General features: G+C 69.1%; 9 protein-coding genes. 5 read left to right on the forward strand and 4 right to left on the reverse strand.

The features are described 5' to 3' along the window. The first annotated feature begins 32 nt into the window (after positions 1–32). The gene (locus tag PMI14_RS31905; protein WP_238541945.1) at positions 33–1,037 is read left to right on the forward strand and encodes a helix-turn-helix transcriptional regulator; all 1,005 of its coding nucleotides are present in this window, start codon (positions 33–35) and stop codon (positions 1,035–1,037) included. A 257-nt stretch (positions 1,038–1,294) separates the two neighbouring features. Then, the gene (locus PMI14_RS31910; RefSeq protein WP_007861652.1) at positions 1,295–2,911 is read left to right on the forward strand and encodes a tannase/feruloyl esterase family alpha/beta hydrolase; all 1,617 of its coding nucleotides are present in this window, start codon (positions 1,295–1,297) and stop codon (positions 2,909–2,911) included. A 25-nt stretch (positions 2,912–2,936) separates the two neighbouring features. Here PMI14_RS31910 and PMI14_RS31915 read toward each other — a convergent pair whose 3' ends face one another. Next, positions 2,937–5,090 (reverse strand): TonB-dependent siderophore receptor, encoded by a 2,154-nt coding sequence (locus PMI14_RS31915; RefSeq protein WP_157405924.1) that lies wholly within the window; start codon positions 5,088–5,090, stop codon positions 2,937–2,939. A 554-nt stretch (positions 5,091–5,644) separates the two neighbouring features. Here PMI14_RS31915 and PMI14_RS31920 point away from each other — a divergent pair. From PMI14_RS31920 to PMI14_RS31930, 3 genes are all read left to right on the forward strand, one after another. Continuing rightward, the gene (locus PMI14_RS31920; protein WP_035206421.1) at positions 5,645–5,899 is read left to right on the forward strand and encodes a hypothetical protein; all 255 of its coding nucleotides are present in this window, start codon (positions 5,645–5,647) and stop codon (positions 5,897–5,899) included. Positions 5,900–5,967: 68 nt separating this feature from the next. Beyond that, the gene (locus PMI14_RS31925; protein WP_007861655.1) at positions 5,968–6,447 is read left to right on the forward strand and encodes a hypothetical protein; all 480 of its coding nucleotides are present in this window, start codon (positions 5,968–5,970) and stop codon (positions 6,445–6,447) included. Between the two features lie 279 nt (positions 6,448–6,726). Then, complete coding sequence (locus PMI14_RS31930; protein ID WP_007861656.1) at positions 6,727–8,583, forward strand: M48 family metallopeptidase; 1,857 nt, start codon at positions 6,727–6,729, stop codon at positions 8,581–8,583. 31 nt (positions 8,584–8,614) lie between these two features. Here the strand turns inward: PMI14_RS31930 and PMI14_RS31935 are convergent, their stop codons facing one another. The 3 genes from PMI14_RS31935 to cutA form a co-directional block, all read right to left on the reverse strand. Further along, entirely contained in the window at positions 8,615–9,796 is a 1,182-nt protein-coding gene (locus PMI14_RS31935; RefSeq protein ID WP_007861657.1) for a PepSY domain-containing protein, read from the reverse strand. 71 nt (positions 9,797–9,867) lie between these two features. Further along, positions 9,868–12,405 carry a TonB-dependent siderophore receptor gene (locus PMI14_RS31940; protein ID WP_007861658.1) on the reverse strand — a complete coding sequence of 846 codons (2,538 nt, stop codon included), beginning with the start codon at positions 12,403–12,405 and terminating at the stop codon, positions 9,868–9,870. A gap of 177 nt (positions 12,406–12,582) precedes the next feature. Further along, the gene (gene cutA / locus PMI14_RS31945; RefSeq protein ID WP_007861660.1) at positions 12,583–13,017 is read right to left on the reverse strand and encodes a divalent-cation tolerance protein CutA; all 435 of its coding nucleotides are present in this window, start codon (positions 13,015–13,017) and stop codon (positions 12,583–12,585) included. Positions 13,018–13,209 lie beyond the last annotated feature (192 nt).

Consider the following 13,209-nt stretch of genomic DNA (forward strand, 5'->3'; position numbering starts at 1 on the left):
CCCCCCCCCAGCCACTGGCAGCGCCTGCCGGCTTGGCAGCCCCCGCCTTCGAGCCCCTGCGTGCCCTGAGCGCCAGCCTGCTGCAGCTGGCTGCCCTGGCGCGCACGGCGCCGCCGGAGGGCCTGCTGCTGCAGGCGCTGGAGACGATGCGCAGCATGCTGGTGGACTTCGACACCGCCTGGTGGGGCGAAGTGTCGGCCGGGCATGCCGATGCGCCGCCGCGCAACTGGCTGCACGGCAGCATCGGCCTGGCCAAGGGCTTTGCCACGGAGTGGAATGCGCTGGCCATGGCCGATGTGTTCGCCCAGCAGTCCATGGACCGCCTGGGCGTGGTGCTGCGCGAGAGCGCCGACGACCTGCCCCCACAGGGCGTGGACATACCGCCGGACATCGACGCCTTCTGCCGGCGCCACGGCCTGTACCACTGCATGGCGGTCACGGTGGCCATGCCGCGCAGCGGGCTGATGTTCTTCGTGAGCATGTACCGCGGCCCGGGCCGGCCGAACTTCACGGACCAGGAGGCGGCGCTGTTCGGCGAGTTCGTGCCGCACCTGCTGGGCCACTGGCAGCACCGGCTGGAGCAGTTGCAGACGGCGCCCGCAGGCAACGGCCCGTGGGACAGCTATGCGCTGGCCGATGGCGCGGGTCAATTGCTCTTCGTGGGCCTGCGCGTGGGGCTGGCGCTGCAGGCAGCGTACCCGGACTGGTCGGGCACCGCCCTGCCCCCGGCACTGCTGGCGGCCCTGCCGGCCACGTTGCCGGGCAGCCTGGCGCTGGGCCGCGCCTGCCGGCTGCGGCTGGAGGCCTGTGGGCCGCTGCTGGCAATCAGCATCCCGTCGCCCCACGCCGGCAAGCCGCCGCTGGCCCCGCGCGAGCTGAGCGCCGCCACGCTGTACGCGCATGGCCATTCGTACAAGGGCATTGCCGCCACGCTGGGCCTGACACCGGCCACGGTGCGCACCTACCTGCGCAGCGCCTACGCGCAGCTGGGGGTGCGCAACAAGGTGGAACTCGTCGCCGCGCTGCGCCGGCAGTGACAAAGTGGCTACGCCGAGCAACCTGCACCTTGCTTGCAACTGTCGCTGCCGAGGCCAGTGCCCCCGTGCAAGGGCCGCCCCGCCGCACCGGGGGCGTCCCCCTTCAAGGGGGAAGGCGCGAAGCGACTCAGGGGGTGACTGGTACTTTCCCTGTCCCTCTGCATTTGCAGAGGCGTCAAAACACCCACCCGTCCCTATCGTTGCGCCCGGAGCCCCAAGGCTTCGGAAGAACCAAGCAACAACAGGAGACGCATTCCATGCTTTCAACCCCACCGACCGCCGGCACGGCCAGCGGCCACCCTGCGCTGCTCGCCGCCACCCTGGCCGCGCTGGCCCTCACCGCCTGCGGCGGCAGCGACAGCGGTGCCCCCGCTGCCAGCCAGCCGCTGGCCCAGGCCTGCCCGGCCTACCGCACGGCCACCCTGCCCCACGGCGCCAGCATCACCCGCACGGAGCTGCGCGCGGCCGAGGGCCTGCTGCCCGAGGTGTGCATCGTGCGCGGAGAGATCGTCTCATCGCCCCAGTCCACCATCCACTGGGCGGTGGAGCTGCCCGCAGGCGCGGTGTGGAACGGCAAGACCCTGACGGTGGGCGGCGGCGCGTTCGACGGCTTCATCCCCACCGATGACCCGTGGTACCAGCACATCATCGGCGCGTCGGCCCACAGCTACGTGAAGATGAGCTCCGACTCGGGCCACCTGGCGCCCGGCTTTGCCTGGGGCGCGAGCGACGTGGCGCTGCGCAACCATGCCTTCGATGCCAACCATTTCGTGCTGGAGGTGGGCACTGCCATTGCCGCCGACTTCTATGGCAAGCGCCCTGCGCGCCGCTACCACATCGGCCACTCCAACGGCGGGCGCTCGGCCCTGGCCGCCACGCAGAACTACCCCAAGGACTACGACGGCGTGGTGGCCATGGAGCCCGCCATCAGCCAGCAGGCGCACCAGACCAACCTGGGGCCCACGCTGCTGCGCCACGTCTTCTCCCGGCCCGAGAACTGGCTGAGCCCCGCCAAGATCGCGCTGTACGCCAAAGCCGAGACCGCGGCCTGCGACGCGCTGGACGGCCTGGCGGACGGGATCATCGGCAACGTGGCCGCCTGCAACTACCTGCCCACCGAGCTGCTGTGCAAGGGCGCGGACAGCGACAGCTGCCTGACCGCCGGGCAGATCGAATCGGTGCGCCTGATCTACGCGAACAAGGACGTGCCGGTGACCCTTTCGCAGGGCGCGCGCGGCTACCCGGGCTATGGGCGCGGCGGCGCGGCCACCTCGGACTGGGAGGCCTATGTGTTCGGCCCCAGCTTTGCGGCACGCGACTCGTTCAACTACATGGCTGCGCTGGCCGCGGCACGGCTGGTGGAGGGCAACCCTGCGGCCGACCTGCTCCAGCACGACCCCACCCGCTACCAGGCCCCGTACCTGCGCCTGGCGAACCTGATCGATGCGACCAACCCCGATATCTCGGCCTTTGCCGACAACGGCGGCAAGCTGCTGATCTGGTACGGCATGGGAGACGCCTGCGTGTCGGTGTACCGCACGGCCGAGTACCTGGACAGCGTGCGCCAGCGCCTGGGCGCCGGCAAGGTGCAGGGCTTTGCGCGCATGCTGACCTCGCCCTCCATCGGCCACAACCTCGACGGCCCGGGCACCGACCCGGTGAGCATCGACCTGCTGGCCGCCATGGACGCCTGGGTGGAACGCGGCAGCGCGCCCGACAGGCTGGTGGCCACCCGCTACGAGCCCGCCGACCCGCGCGCCGGCAAGCAGACCCCGGTACTACAGCGCCCGGTGTGCGAGTACCCGAAGTTCCCACGCTATGACGGCAAGGGCGACCCGGCCAAGGCGGGGAGCTTCAGCTGCTCCGCCGTGTGATACCGGCTGCGGCGCCGGGCTGCGGTCAGTAACTCGCGCGCAGCGTCACGCTGGCATTGCGCGGCTCACCGAAGAAGTTGCTGCGGCCCGTGGTGTACACGCGCTGCCAGTAGACCTTGTCGGTGAGGTTGTTGAGGTTGAGCGCCACCGTCCAGCGCGGGTCGATGCGGTAGCTGATGGCGGCATTGACAATGCCGAATCCGGGGCGGTGGGTGTTGGTGGTGGCGTTGCCGCCGCTGGCGCTGCTGTAGGCGTTGACGCCTGCACCGACACTCAGCCCATCGAGCAGGCCGTCGTTGAAGCGGTACTGCGACCACAGCTTGACGCTGTGGTGCGGCGTGAGTGCGTTGAGCGGCAGGCCGCCGCTCGATGCATCGCGCACGTAGCGGTTCTCGTTGTAGGCATAGCCGGCGTACAGGTTCCACTGCTTGGTGAGTCGGCCCGAGACTTCGAGCTCCACGCCCTTGCTCTCCACCTCGCCCTGGGCGATGGAGAAGCCGGTGTTGACCGGATCGGCCTGGGCGCGGTTGACCTCGCGGATGCGGTACACGGCGGCGTTGGTGGTCAGCGCCCGGTCGAAGAACTCGCCCTTCACGCCGACTTCGAGCTGCTTGCCCACGATGGGGTCGATCACGCCGCCGCCAAAGGCCAGCTGCGTCTGCGGCGTGAAGGCGTCGCTGTAGCTCACATAGCCCGAGACCTGCGGGGTGAACGCATAGGTCAGCCCGGCGTAGGGGCTGAGCTTGTGGTCCACCTGGTTGGTGGTCCAGGCGCCGGTGGTGGGCAGCAGGTTGCGGCTTTGCGTGTCGTACCAGCTCACGCGGGCGCCCAGCACCACGGTCAGCGGGTCGGTGATGCGCAGGCGCGTCTGGCCATACAGGCCGTACTGCGAGGTTTCGGACTGCGAGCGCGCCGTGGCCGGGCGGTCAGGGTACGGCACGGCGGAATGGTCGGGCGCGTACACATCCTGCACGTAGTAGTTGGCATAGCGGCCCGAGGTGGTGGCGCTGGTGTTGCGGCGCCAGTCGGCGCCGACCACCACGTCGTGCTTGCGGCCCAGGGCGTTGAAGCTGCCGGTGAGGTTGGCGTCCAGCACGTTCTGCTCGATGCGCGTCTGGTTGAACCACAGCATCAGGCTGGTGCGGCCGTTGGTGGGCGTGACCTGGCCGCTGGGCAGGTACAGGTAGTTGGTGGCCTGGTCGTTGCGGTAGCCGCTCCAGTGCAGGCGGGCGTGCCAGTCGTCGTTGAAGCGGTGCGTGAGTTCGGCGTAGACATACTTCTCGTCCTGCTCGGAGCGGTTCCAGTCCGCGCCCAGCCAGGTGGAGCGCGGCACATCGAGCAGCGCGCCGGTGGTGTACGAAGGCAGGCCGCCGGTAAGCCAGCCATCGACCTTTTGCGCATGCGCGCCGACCAGCAGGCTGGTGGTGGGCGCGAGCTTGAAGTCGAGCGAGCCGGCAATCGCATAACGGTCGCGCTGGGCGCCACTCTGGTAGGTGCCGCCCTCCTGCTTGGCGGCCGACAGGCGGCCCAGGATGGTGCCCGACTGGTTGAGCGGGCCGGTCACGTCCACCTCGACCCGCTTGGTGGACCACGAGCCCAGTTGCACTGCACCCCGCGCCTGGAAGGCATCCTGCGGGCGCTTGCGCACCAGGTTCACGGCGCCGCCCGAGCTGGAGACGCCGCTGAACAGCGCCGAGGGGCCGCGCAGCAGCTCCACGCGGTCGAACAGAACGGCATCCCACGCGGCGGCGGTGCCCGGTGCGGGCACACCGTCGATCATGTAGTTGTTGATGGCGAAGCCGCGCGACGAGTACGAGGCCGATTCGCTGTCGAAGCGTTCGGACACGTAGCCCACGGTCTGCTCCAGCACCTCTTCGACGTTGCGCATGTTCTGGTCTTCCATGCGCTGCTGGGTGACCACGCTGATGGACTGGGGGATCTCCTTGAGTTCGGCCGCGGCCTTGCCCACCGTGGCCTGGGTGCTGTTGTAGCGCTCGGTGCCTTCGGTGCTGGTGCGGTCCTGCTGGGCACGCACGGTGACCGGGGGCAGGTTGGTGGTGGTGGCGTTGCCGGCGCCGGCGGCGGGTTCTGCTGGTGTTTGCGCGCGGGCAGCGCTGGCGGCGACAAGGGCCATCACGGCCAGCGCCACGGGCGCGAGGGACAAGGGAGATCGGGACATCATCGAAGGCCTGTGGGCGAAGGAAGGTGGAGGAATGCATGCCCCCATCACCGCGCCGACACTGCGCGCATGGATGCGCGGAGCGCGCGCAGCCCAGCCGCTGCACGCAATGGCAGCAAGCGCGGGGTCGGTCATGGGGGAGCGGGATTGGCTGGCTGGCGCGCAGGCGGCTCGCAGAGGCTGCGGGCCACCGGACGACCGCGAAGGGCCGCCGGGCACTGGCTGACAACGCGGGTACGGCAGCACCGTAACGCGAATCAGTTTTATTTTAGAACGATTTCAGGCGCATGCCGACAACCCCGGGAGGCAAACGGGCATAAGCGCCACGACCGCCTCGCCCCGACCCCAGGCGTTGCGCCCGCCTGCTTGCAGGCGTTGCACGATCAGCGGGCGCGCACCAGCCACTGCACACCCCCGCGGCCACGGCTTGTGCCGAATGTGTGCATTGCTTCACGACTGGCGGCACGAATGCGCAAACCAGGGCCGATGGGCCAGGGAACGCCAACACAATCGCACCTGCCTAGCGCTTCACACCTCCAACCGGGCTCCATTTCTTGAACAAATCCCCTGCACTCAAAGTCCTTCTCGTGGTCCTGATCGCCACGGCCGTGGTCACGCTGTATGTCGGCAAACGCTGGTACGACTATGTCAGCAAGGCCAAGTCGCCTTATGAAGAAATCGGCATCGCGCTCAACTCCAGGGCACCGGGGCCGCTCAACCGCTGGGGCTGCGCACAGTTGCAGGAGCGGTTTGCCAAGTCCATTCCCCCGTACGGTTGCGCTGCTGGCGATGGCCGGCAGTGGAAGTGACGCGAGCGGCAGGCAGCGCCCGCTCTGCAGCCGAAAAATCCCCTCTCCATCCCTTGAAAAGAGTCACCGTGTTCACCAAAATTCTGGCAGCCTCGGCTGTCCTGGCAGCCTTCACCCTGGGTGCCGCAGGCAGCGCCCACGCCCAAAGCTACAAGCTCAACATGCCGCTGCCCGAGGACAGCGACACCGTTCTGCGGGACATCACCGTCACGCCCAAGGGCACGACTGTGACCATCGTGGTGGGCAACACCAGCGACGGGATCGCGGAGGCCTGCATCCAGCCCAACCACCGCCCCGAGGCGTTCACGCTCAAGGACCTGGACAGCGGGCTGGTGCTCAAGCAGCTGAGCGTGTCGGGCATCAGGTCGTGCACGAAGGGGATGGAGACCATCCGGCCCGGCAAGCGCAAGATCGTGAAGGTGCAGTTCGAGCCCCTGCCGGCCACCACGCGCCGCCTGCAGGTGGCCGAGAACAACTGCAAGCAGAAGGAAGACGACGACATGGTGTACTACTGCTTTGCCGAAGTCGTCCTGAAAAGCCCGAAGTAATTCGCGGTTGCCTGCCGCCTGCGCATTGCCAGCCGACACGGGTGGCCGGGCGCCCGGTATCGGGGGCTGCCGCCACGGCAGGCCACCCATTTGTCGCCGCATCCGTGCCAAATGTCACACACCGGCGCCGCCGTTCCAAGTGTTACTTCCTGGCGCAGCCGCAGAGCCCACGCGTCCAGATAATCCGCTGCCATGGAGAGAGGAAAGGGGCGCGCTGCCAGCGCGCCCCCGGGCTCCATGCCGGACCGGAAAAACACACACAACCATTCGCGTGCCTCTATGAACATCCCTTCTGCCCTGCGCCTGGGCCTGGCCAAGTACCTGGCCTATTCGCTGCTTGCGCTGCTCTTGATCCCACTGGCCGCCTACCTGTTCACGGGGTATGCCCAACGCGACGAGGACGCCCAGTTCATCGCGCGCATCAGCCAGCGCATCGATGCCGAAAAGGGCATGCCTGCAGCCGAAAAGCAGGCGCAAAAGGACTTCTACCGCGCCAACCCGCCCTCCACCATCTGCACCAACCAGGACCCCGAGGTGGCGGACTACCGCGAGGCCCTGTGCGAGACCTACGGCGAGCTGTGGCAGTTCAACCTGGTGCGCCAGGTGTCGCTGTGGAGCATGGTGGCCGGGGTCGCGCTGCTGGCGGCGGTGCTGGGCCTGGGTGCACTGGCTTTCGTCAACCGCCGGCTGCAGTACACCAGCTTCGTCACCGGCTGGCACCTGACCACCTGGGCCAGCGCCAGCTCGCTGATCGTGCAGGGCGCCCTCGCGGTGTGGCTGTCGTTCTGGGTGACGGCGTTCTTCATGCACAAGTACTGGCCCAAGCTCATCATCCTGGTGGGGATCCTGGTCGCGTGCGGGGTCTTCATGGCGGTGGTGGGCATCTTCAAGCGGGTGCAACTGAACAACGGCGTCGATGGCGAGTTGCTCACCGAGGCGGATGCGCCCCTGCTGTGGGCACGCATCCGCCACATGGCCGAGCGTTTGAAGACCGAGCCGCCGCGCAACATCGTGGCCGGCATCGACGCCAACTTCTTCGTGACCGAGGCGCCGCTCACCGTGGGCAACCAGCGGCTCACCGGGCGCACCCTGTTCGTGAGCATCCCCCTGCTGCGCCTGCTCGACCAGGCAGAAGCCGATGCCGTGCTGGGCCATGAGCTGGCGCATTTGCGCGGCGGCGACACCCAGAGCAGCGCGCTGCTGGGCCCCAAGATCCACCAGTACGACCACTACCGCCACGCCATGCGCGAGGGCGGCCTGACGGCCGTTTTCCTGCCGCTGATCGACCTGTACCGCACCATCTTCGAGGTGGCACTGGCGCGCGAAAGCCGCGCACGCGAGTTTGAGGCCGACCGCACGGCCGCCAAGTTGGTCTCGCCCGATGCGATTGCACAATCACTGGTGAAGATCGCCGCCTATGCGCAGTACCGCTCCAAAATCGAGAGCGAACTCTTCGGCCAGAACCGCAAGCACGATGCCGCCGCGCTGGGCATTGCCAGCTATGTGGCCCAAGGGCTACCACCCTATGCCGCATCGGCCGATTTCCTATCGGAGATGAAGACGGCCAACGTGCCCCACCCCTTCGACTCGCACCCTGCCATGCCCGAGCGCATGCGCTCCGTGGGCGTGGCCCTGGCCGAGAGCGACTACGGCGCCATCGTCGTGCGCGTGCCGGCCGCCACCTGGGCGCAGCAGATCCTCACGGCCGATGCCATCGAGCAGCGCATGTGGGGCGCTTACGAGCAGGCCTTTGCGGCAGAGCACGAGCGCAGCCTGGCCTACCGCTACGAGCCCGCCAACGACGAAGAGCGTGCGCTGGTGCTGCAGTACTTTCCGCCGGTGCAGTACGCCTTGAAGGGCAGCGACACGGTGACCGTCAGCATCGAGGGCATCACCACCTCGGCCGACGGCATGACGGTGGCCTGGGACGCCATCAAGGCGCTGGAATTCAAGGAGAGCACCTGGGGCAATGCCCTGATCGTCACCCACCCCGAGAAAAATGCCCTGGGCCTCGGCGCCAAGACCAGCAAGATCAAGCTCGGTGGCCTGAAGAAGGAAAAGGACGCCTTCAACGCCACCGTGGGCCACTACTGGCAGCGCCACCAGATCATGCGGGCGCGCCAGCAGGAGGCCTGAGCGCCAGCAGAAGAAGGCGCGCGCCCGGCATTCAGCAGGCCTCCGACGCGCGCCGCGCGCGCCTGCGCCCCCACCAGATCACCACCCCCGTCACGCTGAGCACCGCCACGGCCAGGCCCAGCACGGTGACCAGGATGCGCCCGGACAGGCCCGCGATGCGGCCCGAGTGCAGCGGGAACTGCAGGCGCATGAACAGATCACCGGCCGTGCCCTCACCCGGCACGCGCTGGCCGGCCAGGGCGCCGGTGGCACCGTCGAAGTACAGGCGCGGCGGGCCCAGGCCGGGGCGGCTGGTGCCGGGCACATAGAAGTCCACGCCGTACAGATCGAAGGCCGGCCGGTAGGTGAGAAAGCCCGGCGGGTCGGGCCAGCCGCGGCGCAGGCCTTCGGCCCGGGCCCGCTCGACGATCTCGGCCCGGTCCACCTGCGGCGGCATCTGCTGCGCAGGCGAGCGGCGCGGGCGCTCGTCGAAAGGGCTCGCGCTGGTGCGCGAGAAGACGTTGACCACGGGCTCCATCACTTCGTCATGCAGGTTCATCGCCACCGAGGTGACGGCCAGGATGAGCATGAGCGCCCAGGTCCACACGCCGCCGGAGCGGTGCAGGTCGAAGTTGACGGTGCGCGCGCCGCGCGACCAGCGGAAGGCGAAGGATTTGCGCCACGCCCGCCAGCGCGGAAACGCCAGCCACAGCGCGATGAAGCAGTCCACCACCCAGAGCATGGCCACCGCGCCCAGGAACCACACGGCCCAGTCCACCCCCCAGGCGCGTGGCAGGAACAGGGTGTGGTGCAGCTTGTACAAGAAGGGCACGATGTCCTGGCGCGCCAGCGATGCCTGGCCCCAGGTGCGCGTGCCCTGCACCTGGGCCGTGGCGGGGTGCACGGCCATCTGGTCGAAGCCGAGCACGTGCGGCCGGCCGGTGGTGGCATCCATGCGCGGCGCCACCATCATCACCAGGGTCTGGCCCGGTGCCGCCGCCAGGGGCATGAAGCTGACCTGCAGCGTGGGGTGCGCGGCCTCCACGCGGCGTGCCACTTCGGTGGCGGGCAGCAGCGGCGCAACGGACGGCGCAGCGAAGTGGAAGCCCGGGTTGAGCCAGCGGTCGAGCTCGTGCTCCCACGCGATGGCGGAGCCCGTGAGCCCGGCCACGGCGAGGAACACGGCCATGAACAGGCCGGCCCAGCGGTGCAGGAGTACCAGCAGTTTGCGCATACCCGGCTTACCCGCACACACCCATGGTGCAGCAGTACTTCACGGTGAAGGCTGCCCCCTCTTTGCCAACGTCAGAACCGGTAGGCAGCTGCAATCTTCACTTCGCGCCCGAAGCCCAGCGCGCAGAACTCCGCGCCGCCGCGGAAGGTGTTGCACTGGGTGCGGTAGCGCTTGTCGCCGAGGTTGGTCACGTTGAGCGACAGGCGCCAGGCACCCACGTCGTAGGCGGCCATGGCGTCGAACAGGGTGTAGCCGTCGTTGGTGGGGATGGGGCCGGTGGCGACGCGCAGCTCGCCCACCGTGGCGCTGATGTGGCGCGCGCCCAGGCCCAGCTCCAGCGGGCCGCGCTGGTACTTGCCCCAGAGCGATGCCACGTGCTCGGGCGTGGCGCCCGGGCGCTCGCCGACTTCGAGCGCATTGTTGCTGCGCGTGACCTTGGCGTTGAGGTAGGTGTAGGCGCCGATGACCGAGAAGCCCCCGCCCACCTCGCCCGAGCCCTGCAGCTCCAGCCCGCGGCTGCGCACCTCGCCGGTCTGCACGTCGAATCGCGGGTTGATGGTGGACGGCGTGCGCACGTTGCGCTTGCGCAGGTCGAACACGGCGGCGCTCAGCGTGTAGCCGGCGCCTTGCGGGGCGTAGCGCAGGCCCACCTCGGCCTGGCGCGCGGTCTCGGGCTCGTAGGGCGTGCCGTTGGCGTCAACGGCGGTCACGGTGGTCAGCGGCGGCTGGAAGGCGGTGTTGAAGCTCACGTACGGTGCAAGGCCATTGGGCGCCAGGTAGATGGCGCCCGCGCGGCCGGTGAAGGCGTTGTCGCGCCGGTCCACGTGGGTGGTGGTGAAGGCGGTGTTGTTGGCCAGGCGCGCATCGTATTGCGTGTCGATGCGGGCCGTGTCGTAGCGGCCGCCCAGGCTGAACACCCAGCGTTCGCCCAGCTTGATCTGGTCCTGCAGGTACAGGCCCACCTGGGTGTTGCGCGCCAGGGCGCGGTCGCTCAGGTAGTTGTTGCCCCAGTCGGGCTGCACGTACACGGGGTTGACCAGGTCGATGGGCGCCACCGCGCCGTTGAGCGAGTGGATGCGCCAGTCGAGCTTGGAGTGGTAGTAGTCGAGCCCGGCCAGCAGCTGGTGCGAGACCTCGCCGCTTTTCAGGCGCGCCTCCAGGTGGGTGTCGATCACCAGGGTCTTCTCGGCGTCGGGCCGCACCATGGCCAGGCGGGCCATGCTGCGCTGGTCGGCCATGAGGCCGCGGTTGCGCATCTCCAGCCGGTGGTTGCTGCCGTCGAGGTAGCGCAGATTGTGGCGCACGGTCAGGCTGTCGCTGAAGGAGTGCTCGAGCAGGTAGCCGAGCGACCAGGCCTCCTTGTGGTGGCCCGAGCCCGGGCCGTTGACGTTGATGCGCTCGCTGGCCGGGCCGGCGGGCGTGTTGCGGTAGTAGGGAATGATGTAGCCCGTGTCGTCCTGCTGGTGGTGCGCCAGCAAGGTGAGCGTGGTGCGGTCGCCCTGCAGGGTGATGGCCGGGGCCACGTAGGTGCGGTCGTTGCGCAGGTCATCCCATTGCGTGCCGGCCTCGCGCTTGAGCACGGTGAGGCGGCCGAGCACGGTGCCCTGCGCGTTGAGCGCGCCACCGATGTCGGCCGTGGCCTGGCGCCGGTCGTGGCTGCCCAGCTCCAGCCCCACCTCGCGCTGCATGCCGGCGCGCGGGCGCTTGGTCACCGCGTTGATCAGGCCGCCGGGTGCCGACTGGCCGTAGAGCACCGAGGCCGGGCCATGCACCACCTCCAGCCGCTCCAGGCCATAGGGCTCCAGGTTGGTCATGAAGCCGTTGTGGATGAGGCGCATGCCATCGCGGTACAGGCCGGTGCCGGTGAGGTAGAAGCCGCGGATGGAGACGTCGTCGTCGGTGATGCCGTAGTCCGCCGGGCGCACGCCCGCGCTGTAGCGCACGGCCTCGGCCACGCTCGATATGGCCTGGTCGCGGATCTGCGCGGCGCCGATGGTGGAGACCTGCTGCGGGGTTTCGAGCACGGGCACGTCCATCTTGGTGGCGCCCGCGCCGCGCGTGGCGCGGTAGCCCTCCACCGGGCCCCAGGCAGCCTCGCGCTCGGCCGCCACGCGCACGGTGGGCAGCTGGGTGTCTGTGGACGAGGTGCGGCCCGCCGCTGCGGGCGCAGGCGCTGGCGCGCCGCGGCGCAGCGTGTAGCCGCCCCCGTTGCGCGGCACGGCTTCGAGGCCGCTGCCCACGAGCAGGCGCACAAAGCCTTCGTCCACCGCCGCCACGCTGCCCTGCAGGCCGGGGCTGCGCAGGCCTTCGGTGAGCGCGGGTTCGAACGACAGGGTGACGCCGGCGGCACCGGCATAGCGCGAGAGCGTGGGGCCCAGCGGGCCGGCGGGGATGTCGTAGCTGCGCGTGGAGGCCTGCGCCGCCGTGCCGCCGGAAGCGCTGGTTTGCGCCCAGGCGGCGGGCGATGCCGCCGCCGCGATGGCGATGCCCACGCACAGCGCATGCGCGGCGCGGGCCAGCGGCGTGGCGCGGGTGGTCAGCAGCGGGGCATCTTGGCGCAGCAGCGGGGTGCGGCTGCTCGGCAGGTGGTCAGCATCAACGGGCGCCATGCGCGTCCTCCTCGGGTTCGTTCGGGTTGGGTTGGAGTGGCGGGCGCTGGCTTGATCGATTGATGACCAGCGCCTTCCAAACCATGCCGAACGGTTCCCGAAAAAGGGACACGCTTTTGAAAACTATTTTTGGGGGGGTGCGCATGCACCCGCCCTGCCCTGCCCTACTCCGCTTGCTCAAGCCATGGCCATCGCGGGTTCCTGGCGCTGGGGTGCTGGCGCCAGTTGCTCGTCCACCCAGCAGCCGTACTCGGCCGATGCCTGCACTGGCTGCACCACGAGCTGGGGCAGTGTGTAGGGGTGCTGTTTGCGCAGCAGCGCCATCAGCGCGGGCATGGCGCTGGCGGCGGTCTTGCAGGCCACGCGCAGCTCGCGGCATTCCTCGAGCGCGCCTTCCCAGTGGAAGTAGGCGGTGATGGGCTCCACCTGCACGCAGGCAGCCAGCCGCGCATGCAGCACCGAGTGGGCAAGGCGCTTGGCCTCGGCCTCGGTGGCGACCGTGGTGGTGACCATGAGGATTTCGCGGGGGGCGGCTGTGGCTGCGGTTGCAGTTGCGGTTGCCGCAGCCGTGGCCTCTGCGCAGGCGATGCTCGTTGTCGTCGTCATCAACATGCTTGTCTCCCGGGGGGCGCTGTGATGGAGCTGGGTCGGGGAGTCTGCCACAGGTAGGGGTTGGGGTCTAGTGCTCCTGGCCCTGGTCTATTTTGGCGCTGGCTCTGGGGCGATGGTTGATTTGTGCTTTGGTTGAGGGCGGGGGCCGGGATATGCGCCCGGCGGCGCAGTAACTTTCTCTTGCGTCGCCAA

It is taken from the genome of Acidovorax sp. CF316 (assembly GCF_000276605.1).
GTDB lineage: Bacteria > Pseudomonadota > Gammaproteobacteria > Burkholderiales > Burkholderiaceae_C > Acidovorax.

Excerpts from the sequence above, each read along its gene's own strand:
- PMI14_RS31910 (WP_007861652.1), top strand. The coding sequence starts at position 1,295 with ATGCTTTCAACCCCACCGACCGCCGGCACGGCCAGCGGCCACCCTGCG.
- PMI14_RS31915 (WP_157405924.1), bottom strand. The coding sequence starts at position 5,090 with ATGTCCCGATCTCCCTTGTCCCTCGCGCCCGTGGCGCTGGCCGTGATG.
- PMI14_RS31930 (WP_007861656.1), top strand. The coding sequence starts at position 6,727 with ATGAACATCCCTTCTGCCCTGCGCCTGGGCCTGGCCAAGTACCTGGCC.
- PMI14_RS31935 (WP_007861657.1), bottom strand. The coding sequence starts at position 9,796 with ATGCGCAAACTGCTGGTACTCCTGCACCGCTGGGCCGGCCTGTTCATG.
- PMI14_RS31940 (WP_007861658.1), bottom strand. The coding sequence starts at position 12,405 with ATGGCGCCCGTTGATGCTGACCACCTGCCGAGCAGCCGCACCCCGCTG.
- cutA (WP_007861660.1), bottom strand. The coding sequence starts at position 13,017 with ATGTTGATGACGACGACAACGAGCATCGCCTGCGCAGAGGCCACGGCT.